Source organism: Microbacterium sp. SORGH_AS_0888, from assembly GCF_030818905.1.
Lineage (GTDB): Bacteria > Actinomycetota > Actinomycetes > Actinomycetales > Microbacteriaceae > Microbacterium.
In genome coordinates this window covers 1,857,467-1,873,268 of sequence record NZ_JAUTAZ010000001.1, presented here as the reverse complement: position 1 = coordinate 1,873,268, position 15,802 = coordinate 1,857,467, and the positions used below count along the sequence as shown (strand labels likewise).

Here is a 15,802-nt window from a genome sequence, read left to right as displayed (position 1 = left end):
GCGCGGTCAGGATGTCGGCGGGACGAAGCCCGCGAGCGGATCGACGTTGCACGCCGAGACCGGCGGCGCCTCGGGACGGCGCAGCTGCAGCGTCAGGCGCACCTCCTGACGTGAGCGCGGGGGCGACGTGCGATGCGAGTGGTCGTTGCTGATCCGCGGCAGCTCGCTCTTGCGCTTCTCGAGCGCCTGCTCGCCGAAACCGCGTACGCACTCCGGGTCGGGGCCGTCCAGCGGCAGGCCCGTGAAGAACTTCGCGGCCATGCAGCCCCCACGGCAGGTGTCGAAGAACTGGCAGCTGCTGCAGGCTCCGCCGGTCTGCGGCGAACGCAGCCGTGCGAACAGCTCGGCATCCCGCCACACCGCGCCGAACCCGCCCTCGCCGCGGATGCTGCCGGCCCGGAACTCGTCGTGGATCGCGAACGGGCAGGCGTACACGTCGCCGATCGGGTCGATGAGGCAGACGACCCGCCCCGCCCCGCACAGGTTGAGGCCGGGCAGGGTCTCTCCGAGCGCCGAGAGGTGGAAGAACGAGTCCCCCGTGAGGACCTCCTCGCCGTGCGCGAGCAGCCACTCATAGAGGTCGCGCTGCTGCTCCTGCGTGGGATGCAGCTCGTTCCACACGTCCGCGCCGCGGCCCGCGGGGCGCAGCCGCGTCAGTCGCAGCTGCGCGCCGTAGCGGTCGGCGATGGCCTTGAAATCGTCGAGCTGGCCGATGTTCGTCCGGGTGCACACGACCGAGAGCTTGAGTCGCGTCATCCCGGCCGACGCCAGCCGGTCCAGTGCACGCATCGCGAGGTCGAAAGAGCCCGGGCCGCGGATCGCGTCGTTGACCTCGGCCGTGGCGCCGTCGAGCGAGATCTGCACGTCCACGTAGTCGTTGGCCGCGAGCGAGGCGGCGATCTCCTCCGTGATGCGCACACCGTTGGTCGAGAACTTCACGCCCACCTGGTGCGAGGTCGCGTAGTCGACGATCTCCCAGAAGTCGGGGCGCACGGTCGGCTCGCCGCCGCCGATGTTGACGTAGAAGACCTGCATCCGCTGCAGCTCGTCGACGACGGCCTTGCACTCCTCGGTGGTGAGCTCGCGCGGGTCGCGCCGGCCGGACGCCGACAGGCAGTGCACGCAGGAGAGGTTGCAGGCGTAGGTGAGCTCCCACGTGAGGCAGATGGGCGAGTTCAGACCGTGCTCGAAGTGCTCGATGAGGCGGGGCACGCGGCGGGGCGCGGCCTCGGCGGGGGCCAGGAGGGTCATGCGGCCTCCTCCAGCATCTGCGACGCACGCAGGGTCGAGAGGGCGCGCAGGATGCTCGGACGGCTGGCGTCGTCGACGCCGGCGGCGCTCAGCGCGTCGTCGACGCTGCGCGTGCCGTCGAGGCGGTCGAGGATGTCGACGAGCACGGGGGACTTCAGGAACGAGAGCCGTCTCGTGCCGAAGTGGTAGAGGAGGGCGCCGAACGGCTCCGGGCGGATCGCGACCCGCCCGGAGACCGTCAGCACGCTGTCCGGCGTGATGTCGGGCATGGCGGGCTCAGTACACGCCGCACATGCCGTCGATGGACACGTCCTCGATGAGCTCGTCGCTCTCGGCCTCGGACGCGGTGGTGGGGTGGGTCTGCGGATCCATGGGCTACTGTCCTCCTTGAGGTGGCCGTACCGACTCCGTTGCCGGTGCGAGCGAGCATAGTGGCATCGAGTGCCATTGAAAAGGGAGCCTTCCGATTTCCAGGACCGAGACACCGGGTCGCACCCGGGGGCGAGCGCCGTCGACGTCGCGTGAGCTCCTCGGCACGATCGGGCTCGACCTCATGATCGAGCGCGGCTATGGAAACGTCACGGTCGACGACATCGCCGCGGCGGCGGGAATCGGCCGACGCACGTTCTTCCGCTACTTCCCGTCCAAGAACGACCTCATGTGGGGCGCGTTCGACGAGCTGCTGGACGCCTTCCGCCGTGACCTGGCACAGGCGCCCCCCGACGCGCCCATCGTGCAGGCCGTGCACGCCGCCGTGCGTCGGTTCAACCGCGTGCCCGTCTCGGAGCGGGAGCGGCACCGGCACCGGATGCGGCTGCTCCTGGAGGAGCCCGAGCTCATCGCCCACGCGGCGGTGCGCTACGCCGCCTGGCGGGGCGTGATCGCCGACTACGTCGCCCGGAGGACGGGGAGCACGGAGGACTCGGTCGTGCCGCAGGCGGTGTCGTGGGCGTGCCTGGGCATCTCGCTGTCGGCCTACCGGCAGTGGGTCCGCGATCCCGACACCGAGCTGCTGGCGGCGATGGACGAGTCGTTCCGGGGACTGCGCGAGGTCTTCGCGGACGCCGCGTGGGGCGCGGGCGACGGGGAATGAACGGGCGGGTCGTGGTCGTCGGCGCGGGGGGCGCCGGCATCCCGCTCGCCGCCCGCCTGGCCGGCGCGGGCCGCGAGGTCGTCCTGGTCGAGGCGGGCGGCCGCCCCGCCGACGCCGCCGGGAGGCGGGCGGCCTTCGGGCCCGCCTGGACCGTGCGGGCCGGGATCCCCGGCGGCGCGCACGTCTGGGAGTACGACGCGCTCCTGCAGGAGGGTCGGCCGTGGCGCGTCGCGCGCGGCCGCGCGTTCGGCGGCAGCACGGCCGTCAACGGCGCGTACTTCCAGCGTCCGCATCCGACCGACTTCGCCCGCTGGGCCGACGCGGCCGGTCCCGAGTGGTCCTACGACGCCTGCCTCCCGGCGCTGCGGCGGCTCGAACGCGACCTCGACCTCGAGGAGACGCCCGTGCACGGAGCCGACGGGCCGGTGCCGGTGCAGCGGATCGGTGGCGACGACCCGCTCACGCGCGGCTTCCTCGACGCCGCGGTCGATCTGGGCGCGGTGCGCGAGGCCGACAAGAACGGCGGAGGCCCGTCGGGTGCCGGACTCCTGCCGCGCAACGCGGTCGGGGCGCAGCGCTGGGACACCGGGCTCGCCTACGCGCCGCTGCTGGGCGGGGTGGAGGTGCTCGCGGATGCGGAGGCGCTGCGCGTGATCCGCCGCGGCGACCGCGCCGTGGGGGTCGAGCTCGTGCAGGCGGGCGAGATCCGCACGATCGGCGCGGAGGAGGTCGTGCTCGCGGCGGGGGCGATCGAGACGCCGCGGCTGCTGCGGGCCTCCGGCGTGGACCGCATGGTCGGCGAGGGGCTCTCCGACCATGCGGCGGTCTCGATCGCCTGGCGCCCGCGCGCGGGCGTGGCCACGACGCTCCGGGATGCGGCGTGGACGGCCGCGTGGAACCCGCCGGCCGGCGGGGTCGCCGAGCGAGGCGTCGAGTACCTGTTCGCGGTCCGGCCCGGCGACTCGATCGTCGGCGGCGACCCCGACGCCGTGGGCGCGATCGAGCTGCGCATCACGCTCGCCGAGCCCGATTCCCGGGGGCGCGTGTCCGCGCGGGAGGAGGCCGTCGCGATCCGGTACGGACATCTCGCCGCCCCGGCGGACCGGCGTGCGCTGCGCGATGCGGTGCGCACCGGCATCCGGCTCCTGCGTTCGCCCGCCCTGGCCTGGGCCGTCGACGCCGACGACGCGCACGGGCTCGAGACGGGGGAGGACGCGGCCCTCGACGCCTGGATCGGATCGCGTCTGGGCACGGCGCTCCACGCCTCCGGCACGGCCGCGATGGGCGAGCGCGGCGTGACGGACGCGCACGGGCGCGTGCGGGGGATGCGCGGACTGCGCGTGGCCGACACGTCGTTGCTGCCGGTCGTCCCCACGCGGGGCACGGCGCTCGCGGCCGTCATGGTCGGTGAGCGGATCGCCGAGCTCATGCTCGCGGAGTAGGCGTCCCTTCCGCCCGACGAAACCGTCATCGATCCGGGCGGGCACGATCGGACAGAGTGGAGGCGAGCCGAAGGAGTCCGCCGCATGAGCGCTGATCCGTCCACCTGGGAGTTCCCCGTCACCGACCCGCTCGCGAGCGCCGCGCCGCCGTGGCTGCCGGGGAAGGTCGCCGTCGTCGCGGGAGGGGGCCTCAGCGGTCCCGAGGGCGGTGTCGGCTTCGCGCTCGCCTGGCTGTACCACCGGCAGGGCGCCGCGATCGCCGTGCTCGACCGCGATCCGGCGGCGGCTGCGCGCACGGTCGAGGGCATCCGCGCGGACGGCGGCGACGCCGAGGCGTTCGTCGTCGACATGACCGACGACGACGACGTCGCACGCGCGATCGCCGCGGTCATGGCGCGCTTCGGGCGCATCGACGTCGTCGCCGACTCGATCGGCGGCGGCGGCATCGAGGGCATCTTCGAGACCACCGTGGCGGCGTGGGACTTCGCGATGGAGCTCAACCTGAAGTCGGCCTGGTACCTGCTGCGCCACGCGCAGTCGCACATGACCCGCGGCGGCGCGGCGGTCCTCGTCTCCTCCGGCGCCGCCGAGGGGCGCGGCCCGGGCCTGCCCTACGGCATCGCCAAGACGGCGCTCGAGAAGCTCGCCGTCGGCGCCGCGGCCACCCTCGCCCCGCGCGGGATCCGCGTCAACTGCGTCCGTGTCGGCATGATCTGGGGAGCCTTCGCCGCCAAGGGGATGTCGCAGGAGCAGCGCGAGATCCGACGCCAGAACGTCGCGATGCAGGTCGAGGGCAACAACTGGGACATCGCCGCGGCGGGGCTGTTCCTCTCGACCGAGGCGTCGCGCTGGGTCACCGGACAGGTGCTCTCCGTGGACGGCGGCGGCATGGCACTGCGCAACATGGGGCAGGCGGGCGCGAAGTAGCGGCCGCGGCTCGCTCGCCCGTCCGCGGATGTCGCACAATCGCGCGGATGTCGCAGCGATCCGCCCGGATCCTGCGACATCCGCGCGGTTCTGCGACACGCACGGTGCGCCGCCGGGCGGCGAGCCGCGCCCGGCCCCGCGCCCGGCGATGCCGCCGACCATGCCGCACGGCGAAAGGTGCGCTTGAGTTTCAGTAAACCTGCAATAAGATGCAGGAAGACGTGCCCGGCGATGCCGCCCGGCACTCCCCGAAAGCACCGTCGCGAGCGAGGAGAACACGCATGACCACCCCCCTGTCCGTCGCGGTCGACGACCTGCCCGGCGCCGAGGGGACGGCCTTCGGGCCGTCCGAGTGGCGCGTCATCACGCAGGAGGAGGTCGATGACTTCGCCCGCCTGAGCGGCGACATGAACCCGATCCACATCGACCCGGACTTCGCCGCGACGACCTCCTACGGCACGACGATCGTGCACGGGCTGTTCACGCTCAGCCTCGTCGTCCCGCTCATGAAGGAGATCCTCGAGGTCACGGGCGTCGGGCTCGGCATCAACTACGGATCCAACCGGCTGCGCTTCCCGGCACCGGTGCCCGTCGGGGCGCGCATCCGCGTGAGCGGCGTCCTGAAGTCTGTGACCGAGGTGACCGGCGGCTACCAGGTCGAGGTCCCCGTCACCTTCGAGGTCGAGGGGGGCGAGAAGCCGGTCCTGGTGACCGAGCTCGTCCTGAGGTACTACCGATGAACGCGGTGCCGGAGGTGCGACTCGACGGCAAGGTCGCCGTCGTCACGGGAGCCGGCCGGAGCCTCGGCCGGGCCTACGCCCTCGCGCTCGCGGAGGCGGGGGCGGCCGTCGTCGTCAACGACGTCGACGCCGAGACCGCCGACGCCACGGTCGCCGACATCGAGGCCGCGGGCGGCCGCGCCACCGCGGTGATCGCGCCCGTCGGCCCCACCGAGACGGCCGACGCGCTCGTCACCGCCGCGCGTGACGCGTTCGGCCGGCTCGACATCCTCGTCGCCAACGCGGGTGTGCTCCGCGACCGCGTCGTGTGGAAGATGTCCGACGCCGACTTCGACCTCGTCGTCGAGACGCACCTGCGCGGCTCGTTCACCTGCGCGCGCGCCGCGGCCGTCGAGATGCGCGAGCGCGGCGAGGGCGGCCGGATCATCCTGATCGGCTCGCCCGCCGGTCAGTACGGCAGCTTCGGCCAGACCAACTACGCCTCCGTCAAGGCCGGTCTGGTCGCGATGGCGCGCACGCTGTCGCTCGAGCTCGCCCGGGCCGGCGTCACCGCGAACGCCGTGATCCCCACGGCCCTCTCGCCCATGACCGCCACGATCCCCGCCTACACGCAGGTGTACGAGGACTACGTCGCCACCGGCGAGATCCCCGCCGAGTACCGCCGCGACCACGCGCTCGGCACCCCGGAGGACGTCGCATCCCTCATCGTCTGGCTCGCCTCCGATGCCGCCTCCGGCGTCACGGGTCAGGCGATCGGGATCGGAGGCGACCGCCTGACGCTCTACTCGCACCCCAAGGTGCTGCGCACGCTGGACGCCGACGGCGGCTGGAGCGCGGCGGGGATCGGCCGAGCCTGGCAGGAGGAGCTCGCTCCGCTCGCCCAGGCGTCCGGCCCCGGTGCGGGGGAGTAGCCGCGCATGAAGGGCCACTACTCGGATCTCTGGCAGGCGGTCACCGCCGCGGACCCGCAGCGCCCGGCGATCGTCACGGTCGACGGCGAGACCTGGTCGTACGAGCGGTTCACCCGCGAGGCGGGCGCGCTCGCCGCCTGGCTCGAGCGCCGGGGCGTGCGACCGGGGCAGACCGTCGCGATCCTGCTGCACAACCGTCCCGAGTTCCTCATCGCCTTCTACGCCTGCCTCGCCACGGGGATCACGCCCGTCCCGATGAACTTCCGGCTGCGCTCCGCAGAGGTGGCGGCGCTGCTGGACGACTCGGAGGCGGCGGTCCTCCTCCATCCCGCCTCGCTCGGGGATGTCGCCGCGGAGGCGGCGGCGCTCGCCGAGCAGGATGTCGTGCTCCTGCAGATCGACGAGGGCGAGGGCACCGCGCCCGGCGTTCCCGTCTGGTCGGACGCCGTCGCCGGCTCCGCGCCGCTGCCGCCGGGCGCACCGGAGGACGGGGAGCTGTGGATCTACACGGGCGGCACCACCGGGCGGCCGAAGGCCGTGCGCTGGAGCGCACCGAGCATGTTCGAGGTGCAGCTCTTCTCGGCCTACGCGCTGTCCGGGCGCCCCGTCCCCGACGATGTCGAGGACGTCACCCGGATCGCCCTCGACCCGCGGTACCCGCGCATGGTCAACCTGCCGCTCGCGCCCTTCATGCACGGGACGGCACTGACGACGTCGCTGAACACGCTGCTCGTCGGCGGCACGGTGCTCATCGCGACCCGGTCGCGCTTCGACGCCGAGGGCGCCGTGCGACTCGCCAACGCCGAGGGGGCGACGCGCATCATCGTCGCGGGCGACGCCATCGCGCTGCCCCTGGTCGAGGCCGCGGAGGCGATGGGGACGGGCCTTCCGACCGTGACCTCGGTCATGAGCTCCGGCATGCGCTTCGGTCCCGAGACCAAGCGGCGCCTCCACGCGCTCGGCGACATCGAGATCATCGATCTGCTCGCCTCGACCGAGGGCGGCGGCTTCGCCGTCACCGCGACCCGCAGCGCCGCCGACCTGCCGGGGCGCGCGCAGCTGTTCCCGACCGCCGTCGTCTTCGACGAGCGGTTCCGGCAGGTGCAGGACGTGCCGGGCTCGCGCGGCATCCTCGCCCAGCGCGGTGCGCTGCCGCTCGGCTACCATCGCGACGCCGAGAAGACGCGGGCGACCTTCCCGATCATCGACGGCGAGCGCTACGTCGTGCCCGGTGACTGGGTGATCGTGCAGGAGGATCGCCACATCGAGTTCCTCGGTCGCGGCAGCGGCGTCGTGAACACGGGCGGCGAGAAGGTCTACCCGCTCGAGGTCGAGGAAGCACTCATGACGCACCCCGCCGTCGCGGACGCGGCCGTCGTGGGGGTGCCCGACCCGCGATTCGGCGAGGTCGTCGCCGCGGTCGTCGAGCGGTCGGCAGAGGTCACGGCCGATGAGCTGATCGCCCATGTCGGCACGCAGCTGGCCGGGTACAAGAAGCCGCGGCACATCGTGTTCCGGGCGACACTGGACCGCACGCCCACCGGCAAGGTGGATGTCGGCCGGCTCCGCGGCGAGGTCCTCGCCGCGGTCGAGACACAGGAGGCGACGGCATGACCCTCGACGACATCCGCGGGATCGACACCCACGTCCACATCCAGGTCGACGACACCGGGCATCACGGCGCCTCGCGGGAGCAGCTCGAGGCGATGGACCGCTACTTCGGCAGCTCGGAGCCCGCCCGCACGGTCGACGAGACGGCGGCGTACTACCGCGAGCGTCGGCTCATGGCGGTCGTGTTCACGGTCGACGCCACGACCAACACGGGTCACCGGCCCAACAGCGTCGACGACATCGTCGCGGGTGCCCGCCGCAACGCCGACACCCTCATCGCCTTCGGCACGGTCGACCCGCTGCAGGGCGACGCGGCCATCGACGAGATCCGTCGCCAGGCGGACGAGCTGGGGGTCCGGGGCTTCAAGTTCCACCCCACCGTGCAGGGGTTCGACCCGTCCGATCCGGCCTACGCGCCGATGTTCGCCGAGATCGAGCAGCGCCGTCTGCCGATCGTCGTGCACACGGGGCAGACCGGGGTGGGGGCGGGGATGCCGGGAGGCCTCGGCTATCGGCTGAGCCTGTCCGACCCGATGCTGCTCGACGACGTCGCGGCCCGGCATCCCGAGCTGCCGATCATCCTCGCGCACCCCTCGGTGCCGTGGCAGGACGAGGCGATCTCGATCGCGACGCACAAGGCGAACGTGTGGATCGACCTGTCCGGCTGGTCGCCGAAGTACTTCAGCCCCGCGCTCGTGCGCGCCACGCGCACGTACCTGAAGCACAAGATGCTGTTCGGCTCCGACTTCCCCGCCCTCACCCCCGATCGCTGGCTGAAGGACTTCGCGGCGCTCGAGCTCGGCGAGGAGGTCGAGCGGCTCGTGCTCAGGGAGAACGCGATCCGGCTCCTCGGTCTCGACGTCTGACGGGCGCACGGGCGCGGCCGGAGCGCCGAATAGGCTGGCAGCCATGGATCCCGAGCGCCGTGAGCGTACCCTGACCGATCCCGATGCCCCTCTCTTCCACCTCTCCGCCCCCTACGGGCGGATCAACGACCCCAACGGGTTGATCATGGTCGACGGCGTCGCGCACGCGTTCTACCAGTGGGGGCCCGCGTTCCCCACACGCGCCGGCATCGGCTGGGGTCACGCGTCTTCGCGCGACCTGCTCCGGTGGACGCACGCCGGCATGGCCTTCGAGCCGGATGCCGACTACGACCGGGACGGCTGCTACTCCGGTTCGGCGATCCCCGCGGGCACGGGCGCCGACTTCCTCTACACCGGCAACGTCAAGCATGCCGACGGCACGCGCGAGGCGCACCAGGTGCTCGTGCACACGGACGACTTCGCGACGTTCACCAAGGACCCGGGCGGTCCCGTGCTGCCCGACACCGCCCGCCCCGCGGGCTACACGGCCCACTTCCGTGACCCGATGGTCTACGCCCGCGACGGCGAGCGCCTGCGCATGTGCATCGGGGCGCAGCGCGACGACGAGACCGGGGCGGTGCTGCTGTACTCGGCCGCCGACGTGGGCGGCCCCTGGCGCTTCGACGGCGAGCTCACGGTCGACGGGCTGGACGCGGCATCCGCCGGCTACATGTGGGAGTGCCCGAACATCTTCCGCCTGACCGACAGCGAGACGGGCGTCGTCCACGACGTCCTCGTGATCTGTCCGCAGGGGGCGACGGATCCCGCCGTCAACCCCTTCGGCGTCGCCGACGTCTGCGGCTACGTCGTGGGGCGCCTCGAGGGCACGCGGCTGCGCGACACGAGCGGGTTCCGTCTGCTCGACAGCGGGTTCGAGTTCTATGCTCCGCAGGTGTTCGCGGGGCGGGGGGATGTCCCGGACGCACTGCTGCTGTCGTGGGCGGGCATGCCCGCCGAGGACGACCAGCCGTCGCGGTCGCACGACTGGGTCCACACGCTGTCGGCGCCGCGGCGCCTGACCCTGAGCGGCGGCGTCCTCCGCCAGGAGCCGGCGATCGATCGTGCCGACTTCGGCGAGACGATCGCGCTCCCGGCGGCGACCGTCCCGGCGGGGGAGGGCATCGTCCTCGAGGTGCCGGGCGATGCGCGGACCAGCTGGCTGAGTCTGGGCCTGCGCCTCGAGGACGGCGCGACCGCGCAGCTTCGCATCGGCCCGGACGCCGCGCCCCTGCTGATCGAGCTCGACGCGGCGACGCTCGTGGTCGACCGCTCGGCCACCCGGTACCTGGTCGGCGGCGCGCGACGCGAGGTGCCGGTGCCCGCGCCCTCGGACGGGACGCGGACGGTCGAGGTGCTCGTCGACCGCTCGATCGTCGAGGTGATCGTCGATGGCACGGTGGCCTTCACGACCCGCGCCTTCTTCGCGCCCGGCTCCGTCGCCGTGTCGCTGCGGGCGCGCGGCGGCGGGGTGACCCTCGTCGCGGGAGAGTCCTCGGCGTTCGCCGCCGACGGCGAGGGGCAGGTGACGTCCTCCGCCCCGTGACCCCTCGCGCGGCGAGTCGTCGGCGCGCGGCCCGCACGCGGGAGCGGCGTGTCGGGGTTTTGGTGACGCGCGTCGCGCGCCCTAGTATGTCAAACGTTTGGCAGAGACAGCCACTCGGTCCTTTCGCCCACCGTCGCCGACCCCCAGGACTCCCGATGAAGCACGATGTCGTCGCCCGCTCCGTTCTCACCGCACTCGGCGGATCCGAGAACATCCAGGCAGCCGCGCACTGCGCGACGCGGCTGCGCATCGTCACGGTCGACAAGACCCTGATCGATCAGGCGGCGCTCGACGCGGACCCGGATGTGAAGGGCACGTTCGAAGCCGGCGGACAGTTCCAGATCATCATCGGACCCGGTGACGTCGACAAGGTCTACGACGAGCTCGTCGCGCTCTCCGGGGTGCGGGCGGCGACGAAGGACGAGGTCAAGCAGGTCGCCGGGCAGGGCGGCAACATCGTGGTCCGCTTCATCAAGATGCTCTCCGACATCTTCGTCCCCGTGCTTCCCGCGCTGATCGCGGGTGGTCTGCTCATGGCGCTCAACAACGTGCTCACGGCGCCGGGGCTGTTCGGCCCGGACGCGGTCACGACGATGCTGCCGGCCCTCGCCGACCCCGCCGCGCTGATCAACCTGCTCGCCGCGGCCGCGTTCGCCTTCCTCCCCGTGCTCGTGGCCTTCTCGGCGGGTCAGCGCTTCGGCGCCAACCCGTATCTCGCGGCCGCGCTCGGCGCAGCGATGGTCATGCCGTCCCTCGTCAACGGCTACAACGTGGCGGAGGCGGTGGCCGACGGCACGATGACGTACTGGCACATCTTCGGCATGGATGTCGCGCAGGCCGGATACCAGGGCACCGTCATCCCGGTGCTGGCCGTCGTGTACCTGCTGTCGGTGTCGGAGAAGCTGCTCCGGCGCGTCTTGAAGGGGACCTTCGACTTCCTCTTCACCCCCATGATCTCGCTGCTCGTGGTCGGGCTCGCGACCTTCATCGCCGTCGGGCCCGCCATGCGCTGGGTGAGCGATGCGATCACGTTCGGTCTGTCGTGGGCGTACGAGAGCCTCGGCTTCCTCGGCGGCGCGCTGTTCGGCCTCGTGTACTCGCCGATCGTCGTCACCGGCCTGCACCAGAGCTTCCCGGCGGTCGAGCTGAGCCTCATCGCGCAGGGCGGCTCGTTCATCTTCGCGATCGCCTCCATGGCCAACATCGCCCAGGGCGCGGCCTGTCTGGCCGTGTTCCTCCTCGTGCGCCGCGGCTCGAAGCTGCGCGCCATGGCCGGCGCCTCGAGCGTCTCCGCCCTCCTCGGCATCACCGAGCCCGCCATCTTCGGCGTCAACCTGCGACTGCAGTTCCCCTTCTTCATCGGCATGGGCGCGGCGGCCGTCGCCGGCGGCTTCATCAGCGCGCTCGGCGTCAAGGCGATCTCGCTCGGTGCGGCGGGCGTCATCGGCTTCGTGTCGATCCAGCCCGCCTCGATCCCGCAGTTCGCCCTGTGCGCGCTCATCAGCTTCGGCCTCTCGTTCGGCGTCACGCTCGCCTACGGTCGCTGGCGCGTGTCCCGCGGCCGGCCGCTCGACCCCGCCGAGGGCGTCGCGCCGCTCGTCCCGGTCCCCGCGGAGCCGGAGGCGTCCGAGCCGGTCGTCGCCCCGACGACCGTGCCCGCGGCATCCGACGCCGAGACGGCCCTCGTCGACATCGTCTCACCGGCGCGGGGACGCCTCATCCCGCTGTCCGAGGTGCCCGATCCGATGTTCTCCGGCGGTGTGCTGGGCGGTGGCATGGCCGTCGTCCCGAGCGAGGGCGAGGTCACCGCGCCGGCGGCGGGCGTGCTCACCGCCGTGTTCCCCACGGGGCACGCCTACGGCATCACGACGGACGAGGGCGTCGAGGTGCTCGTGCACATCGGCATCGACACCGTCAACCTCGCGGGAGCGCACTTCACGGCACTCGTCTCGGCGGGTGAGCGCGTCGAGGTCGGAACGCCGCTCGCGCGCGTCGACTGGACCGCGGTCCGCGCCGCCGGCTACGACACCACCACCCCGATCGTCATCACGAACTCCGACATCTTCGAGGTCGTGGCGGCGGTCGAGCCGACCGAGGTCGCCCCCGGAGAGCCGATCTTCCACGTCCACCACAGCGAGGTCGCGCCGCGCGTCTGACGCTCTAGCGAACCGTCGTCCCACGGCGCAGCTCGACGGGGAGCACGATCTCGGAAGGCAGATCGGCGTCCGGCTGTTCGATCCGCTGCACGAGCAGCCGCACGCATTCCGCGGCCAGGCGTTCGACGGGCTGGAGGACCGTGGTCAGCGTCGGGGCGAGGTGTCGCACGGCCGTGGAGCCGTCGTAGCCCACGACGCCGAAGTCCTCCGGAACGCTCACGCCGCGGGAGCGCGCCCACTCCACCGCCATCAGAGCGCTGACGTCGTCGGAGCAGAACACGGCGTCGTACGAGCCCTCGTCCAGGGTCCTCTCGATGAGCGCGCGCCGTTCGTCGAGGCTCGAGCTGAAGCCGTAGGCGAGCAGCGCCTCCGGCAGCCCCCGCGCCGTCGTGACCTCGCGGTAGCCGGACCGGCGCGCGGATCGCGTGTCGTCGCGCGGCGTCACGAACAGGATGCGGCGGTATCCGGCGTCCGCGAGCAGCTCCGTGGCCAGCGTCGCGCCCGCGAGGTTGTCGCTGCGCACGTCCGGGATGCCGGGGCCCAGATGCCGGTCGAGGGCGACGATGGGCAGCCCGGCCGTTCGGTAGAGGCTCACCTCCTCGTTGTGGGTGGAGGTGATGACACCCGCCACCTGGTGCGCGAGCAGCAGATCCAGGGAGGCGGTCTCGCGCTCGACGCTGCGCAGGCTGTCGCACAGGAGGGTGCGGTAGCCGCGGTCGGCGAGACCGGCCTCGGCGGCGGCCACGAACTCCCCGAAGAACGGGTCGGCCACGGTCGGCACGATCAGGCCGATGACGTGTGTGCCGCGGCCGAGGAGCGAGCGGGCGAGCTCGTTGGGGCGGTAGCCGAGCTCCGCGATCGCGCGATCCACGTCGGCGCGGACGCGGTCGCTGAGGTACCCGCGATTGTTCAGGACGCGCGAGACCGTGGTCACCGACACTCCGGCGTGCGCCGCGACGTCGGCGAGGGTCGGTCGTGCCACGTGCCCCTCCTGCGCGGTGACCCGGCACTCCGGCCGGGTTCTCGTCCTCCAGCGTAACGATTCGGCCGGCACCCGCCGGCATCCGGGGCGGGACCGCGTCGCCGACGCCGATCAGACGGCGTCGGCGAAGGCGCGCAGATCCGCGGCGAACAGCTCCGGCTGCTCCCACGCGCCGAAGTGGCCCCCGTGCGGCTGGAGCGAGAAGTGCCGGACGTCGAAGAACAGCTCGGCGTAGTCGCGCGTCGCGACCACGGTGTCGTGGGGGAAGACCGTGAACCCGGTCGGCTGGGGCGCACGCTCGGCGGCGTCCAGCAGGTGACCGCCCGAGTCGCGGTAGTAGCGGATCGCGGAGGCGGCCGTGCCGGTGAACCAGTAGAGCGAGATGTCGTCGAGGACGTCCCGCATCGTGAGTCCGCCCGTGGGGGCGTCGTTGTCGGCCCAGCCGTGCAGCTTCTCGAACAGCCAGGAGGCGAGGCCGAGGGGCGAGTCGGCCAGCGCGAAGCCGATGGTCTGCGGCTTCGTGCGGTGCTCGGCGGCGTAGGCGCCCTCCGCGGCGAACCACGCGGCGCCCGCGCGCGCGTAGTCGCGCACGGCCTCCGAGTGCTGTTCGGGGTCGATCGTGTACCGGCGCCATGCCGGGACGTCGGACAGGTGCAGGGCCGTGACGCGCTCGGGATGCCGCGTCGCCACCGCCTCGGCGATCGCGCTGCCGTGGTCGCCGCCGTGCACGAGGCAGCTGTCGAACCCGAAGGCGCGCATGACCTCGTCGAACGCGCCCGCGACCGTCACCGGCCCCCATCCGGGAGCCTGCGGGCGCTCGGAGAACCCGTAGCCCGGGATCGAGGGCACGACGATGTCGAACCGGTCGGCCAGCAGCGGCAGCACCTTCTCGAAGCGCAGGAAGCCGTCGGGCCAGCCGTGCACCAGCAGCAGCGGCTGGGCGCCGGGAGTCCCCGCCCGCACGACGTGGATGCGGGTGCCGCCCGCCTCGACCAGGTACTGTTCCCGCTGGTTGAGCCGGCGCTCGGTGGCGCGCCAGTCGTAGCGGCCGGCCCATTCTTCGGCGAGGAGACGGAGAGCGGTGGGCGGGGTGCCCCACGACCAGTCGTCGACCGCGGCGTCCGCGAAGCGCGCCCGCTCGAGCCGGTCGTGCAGGTCGGCGATGTCGGCATCCGGCACCGCGATGCGGAACGGGGTGATCGCGCCGGCCATCAGTCGGTCCAGCGTGTACGCGGCGAGGACTTCTCGGTCAGCGCCGGGTCGTCCACGACGACGCCGGCCAGAGCCTCGTCGATCGCGGCGAGCGTGTCGGCGTCGAGGCGCACGCCCGCCGCCTTCACGTTCGACCGCAGCTGCTCGGGGCGCGAGGCGCCCACGAGGGCTGCGGCGACGTTGTCGTTCTGCAGCACCCAGGCGATGGCGAGCTGGGGCATCGTGAGCCCGGCCTGCTCGGCCACCGGCTTCAAGCGCTGGACCGCCGTGAGCACGTCGTCCTCGAGGAAGCGCTTCATGAAGAAGCCGCCGGTCGCGTCGGTGGCCCGGCTGCCGTCCGGCACGGGCGCACCGGGAAGGTACTTGCCGGTGAGAACGCCCATCGCCACGGGCGACCACACGATCTGGGACATGCCGAGCTCTTCGCTGGTCGGCACGACCTCGCGCTCGATCACGCGGTACAGCATCGAGTACTGGGGCTGGTTGGAGACGAGCGGGAAGCGGAGCTCGCGGGCCAGGGCGTGGCCGGCGCGCAGCTGCTCCGCGGTCCACTCGCTGACCCCGATGTAGAGGGCCTTGCCCTGCCGGACGATGTCGGCGAAGGCCTGCATCGTCTCCTCCAACGGCGTCTCGTAGTCATACCGGTGGGCCTGGAACAGGTCCACGTAGTCGGTGCCGAGCCGGCGCAGCGACCCGTGGATGCCGTCCATCACATGCTTGCGGGAGAGCCCCGTGTCATTGGGCCCCTTGGGTCCGATCGGGAAGTACACCTTCGTGAAGATCTCCAGCGACTCACGCCGCTGACCCTTCAGCGCATCGGCCAGCACGACCTCCGCCGCCGTGTCGGCGTACACGTCCGCCGTGTCGAACGTCGTGATCCCGGCATCCAGGGCCGCCCGCACGGTCGCGATCGCCGCGTCGAGCTCGACCTGCGAGCCGTGCGTGATCCAGTTGCCGTAGGTGATCTCGGAGATCTTGAACCCGCTGTTGCCCAGGAAACGGTGTTCCACGTCGTCGACTTCCTCGTTGATAACGGTTGACATGTCAACCTATGGGTCGACCGCCACA

15 protein-coding genes are annotated in these 15,802 nt (G+C 72.4%); 9 read left to right on the top strand and 6 right to left on the bottom strand.

Features of this window, described 5'->3' with window-relative positions; translation table 11 throughout:
- Positions 1–6: 6 nt before the first annotated feature.
- The 3 genes from mftC to mftA are packed head-to-tail and all read right to left on the bottom strand — an operon-like array spanning position 7 to position 1,623.
- Complete coding sequence (gene mftC / locus QE381_RS09075) at positions 7–1,251, bottom strand: mycofactocin radical SAM maturase (protein WP_307217458.1); 1,245 nt, start codon at positions 1,249–1,251, stop codon at positions 7–9.
- On the bottom strand, positions 1,248–1,520 hold the full coding sequence (mftB, locus tag QE381_RS09070) for a mycofactocin biosynthesis chaperone MftB (protein ID WP_307217455.1): 273 nt from the start codon (positions 1,518–1,520) through the stop codon (positions 1,248–1,250). Before mftB ends, mftC begins: the two co-directional genes overlap by 4 nt.
- A gap of 7 nt (positions 1,521–1,527) precedes the next feature.
- Positions 1,528–1,623 carry a mycofactocin precursor MftA gene (gene mftA / locus QE381_RS09065; RefSeq protein WP_307217453.1) on the bottom strand — a complete coding sequence of 32 codons (96 nt, stop codon included), beginning with the start codon at positions 1,621–1,623 and terminating at the stop codon, positions 1,528–1,530.
- Between the two features lie 94 nt (positions 1,624–1,717).
- Between mftA and mftR the strand changes: the two genes are divergently transcribed.
- The 9 genes from mftR (at position 1,718) to QE381_RS09020 (ending at position 12,540) form a co-directional block, all read left to right on the top strand.
- Positions 1,718–2,344: a mycofactocin system transcriptional regulator gene (gene mftR / locus QE381_RS09060; RefSeq protein WP_307220450.1), complete on the top strand. Its 627-nt coding sequence runs from the start codon at positions 1,718–1,720 to the stop codon at positions 2,342–2,344.
- Positions 2,341–3,786 (top strand): GMC family oxidoreductase, encoded by a 1,446-nt coding sequence (locus QE381_RS09055; protein WP_307217451.1) that lies wholly within the window; start codon positions 2,341–2,343, stop codon positions 3,784–3,786. Before mftR ends, QE381_RS09055 begins: the two co-directional genes overlap by 4 nt.
- Before the next feature lie 84 nt (positions 3,787–3,870).
- On the top strand, positions 3,871–4,713 hold the full coding sequence (locus QE381_RS09050) for an SDR family NAD(P)-dependent oxidoreductase (protein WP_307217449.1): 843 nt from the start codon (positions 3,871–3,873) through the stop codon (positions 4,711–4,713).
- Positions 4,714–4,994: 281 nt separating this feature from the next.
- Positions 4,995–5,453 carry a MaoC family dehydratase gene (locus QE381_RS09045; protein ID WP_307217447.1) on the top strand — a complete coding sequence of 153 codons (459 nt, stop codon included), beginning with the start codon at positions 4,995–4,997 and terminating at the stop codon, positions 5,451–5,453.
- 14 nt (positions 5,454–5,467) lie between these two features.
- Positions 5,468–6,364 carry an SDR family NAD(P)-dependent oxidoreductase gene (locus QE381_RS09040; protein ID WP_307220448.1) on the top strand — a complete coding sequence of 299 codons (897 nt, stop codon included), beginning with the start codon at positions 5,468–5,470 and terminating at the stop codon, positions 6,362–6,364.
- 6 nt (positions 6,365–6,370) lie between these two features.
- On the top strand, positions 6,371–7,978 hold the full coding sequence (locus tag QE381_RS09035) for an AMP-binding protein (RefSeq protein WP_307217445.1): 1,608 nt from the start codon (positions 6,371–6,373) through the stop codon (positions 7,976–7,978).
- Positions 7,975–8,841, top strand: a complete 867-nt coding sequence (locus QE381_RS09030) for an amidohydrolase family protein (protein ID WP_307217443.1) — start codon at positions 7,975–7,977, stop codon at positions 8,839–8,841. Before QE381_RS09035 ends, QE381_RS09030 begins: the two co-directional genes overlap by 4 nt.
- 43 nt (positions 8,842–8,884) lie before the next feature.
- A complete protein-coding gene (locus QE381_RS09025; RefSeq protein WP_307217441.1) occupies positions 8,885–10,384 on the top strand; it encodes a GH32 C-terminal domain-containing protein in 1,500 nt (499 codons plus the stop codon).
- A 155-nt stretch (positions 10,385–10,539) separates the two neighbouring features.
- On the top strand, positions 10,540–12,540 hold the full coding sequence (locus QE381_RS09020) for a PTS beta-glucoside transporter subunit IIBCA (RefSeq protein WP_307217439.1): 2,001 nt from the start codon (positions 10,540–10,542) through the stop codon (positions 12,538–12,540).
- 4 nt (positions 12,541–12,544) lie between these two features.
- Here QE381_RS09020 and QE381_RS09015 read toward each other — a convergent pair whose 3' ends face one another.
- The 3 genes from QE381_RS09015 to QE381_RS09005 form a co-directional block, all read right to left on the bottom strand.
- Positions 12,545–13,522, bottom strand: coding sequence for a LacI family DNA-binding transcriptional regulator (locus QE381_RS09015; RefSeq protein ID WP_307217437.1), 978 nt, complete (start codon positions 13,520–13,522; stop codon positions 12,545–12,547).
- Positions 13,523–13,633: 111 nt separating this feature from the next.
- Positions 13,634–14,734 (bottom strand): epoxide hydrolase family protein, encoded by a 1,101-nt coding sequence (locus tag QE381_RS09010; protein WP_307217436.1) that lies wholly within the window; start codon positions 14,732–14,734, stop codon positions 13,634–13,636.
- The gene (locus QE381_RS09005) at positions 14,734–15,777 is read right to left on the bottom strand and encodes an aldo/keto reductase family protein (RefSeq protein WP_307217434.1); all 1,044 of its coding nucleotides are present in this window, start codon (positions 15,775–15,777) and stop codon (positions 14,734–14,736) included. Before QE381_RS09005 ends, QE381_RS09010 begins: the two co-directional genes overlap by 1 nt.
- Positions 15,778–15,802: the final 25 nt, after the last annotated feature.

Excerpts from the sequence above, each read along its gene's own strand:
- QE381_RS09020 (WP_307217439.1), top strand. The coding sequence starts at position 10,540 with ATGAAGCACGATGTCGTCGCCCGCTCCGTTCTCACCGCACTCGGCGGA.
- QE381_RS09010 (WP_307217436.1), bottom strand. The coding sequence starts at position 14,734 with ATGGCCGGCGCGATCACCCCGTTCCGCATCGCGGTGCCGGATGCCGAC.
- QE381_RS09025 (WP_307217441.1), top strand. The coding sequence starts at position 8,885 with ATGGATCCCGAGCGCCGTGAGCGTACCCTGACCGATCCCGATGCCCCT.
- QE381_RS09030 (WP_307217443.1), top strand. The coding sequence starts at position 7,975 with ATGACCCTCGACGACATCCGCGGGATCGACACCCACGTCCACATCCAG.
- mftB (WP_307217455.1), bottom strand. The coding sequence starts at position 1,520 with ATGCCCGACATCACGCCGGACAGCGTGCTGACGGTCTCCGGGCGGGTC.
- QE381_RS09035 (WP_307217445.1), top strand. The coding sequence starts at position 6,371 with ATGAAGGGCCACTACTCGGATCTCTGGCAGGCGGTCACCGCCGCGGAC.
- QE381_RS09050 (WP_307217449.1), top strand. The coding sequence starts at position 3,871 with ATGAGCGCTGATCCGTCCACCTGGGAGTTCCCCGTCACCGACCCGCTC.
- mftA (WP_307217453.1), bottom strand. The coding sequence starts at position 1,623 with ATGGATCCGCAGACCCACCCCACCACCGCGTCCGAGGCCGAGAGCGAC.
- QE381_RS09005 (WP_307217434.1), bottom strand. The coding sequence starts at position 15,777 with ATGTCAACCGTTATCAACGAGGAAGTCGACGACGTGGAACACCGTTTC.
- QE381_RS09055 (WP_307217451.1), top strand. The coding sequence starts at position 2,341 with ATGAACGGGCGGGTCGTGGTCGTCGGCGCGGGGGGCGCCGGCATCCCG.
- QE381_RS09045 (WP_307217447.1), top strand. The coding sequence starts at position 4,995 with ATGACCACCCCCCTGTCCGTCGCGGTCGACGACCTGCCCGGCGCCGAG.
- mftC (WP_307217458.1), bottom strand. The coding sequence starts at position 1,251 with ATGACCCTCCTGGCCCCCGCCGAGGCCGCGCCCCGCCGCGTGCCCCGC.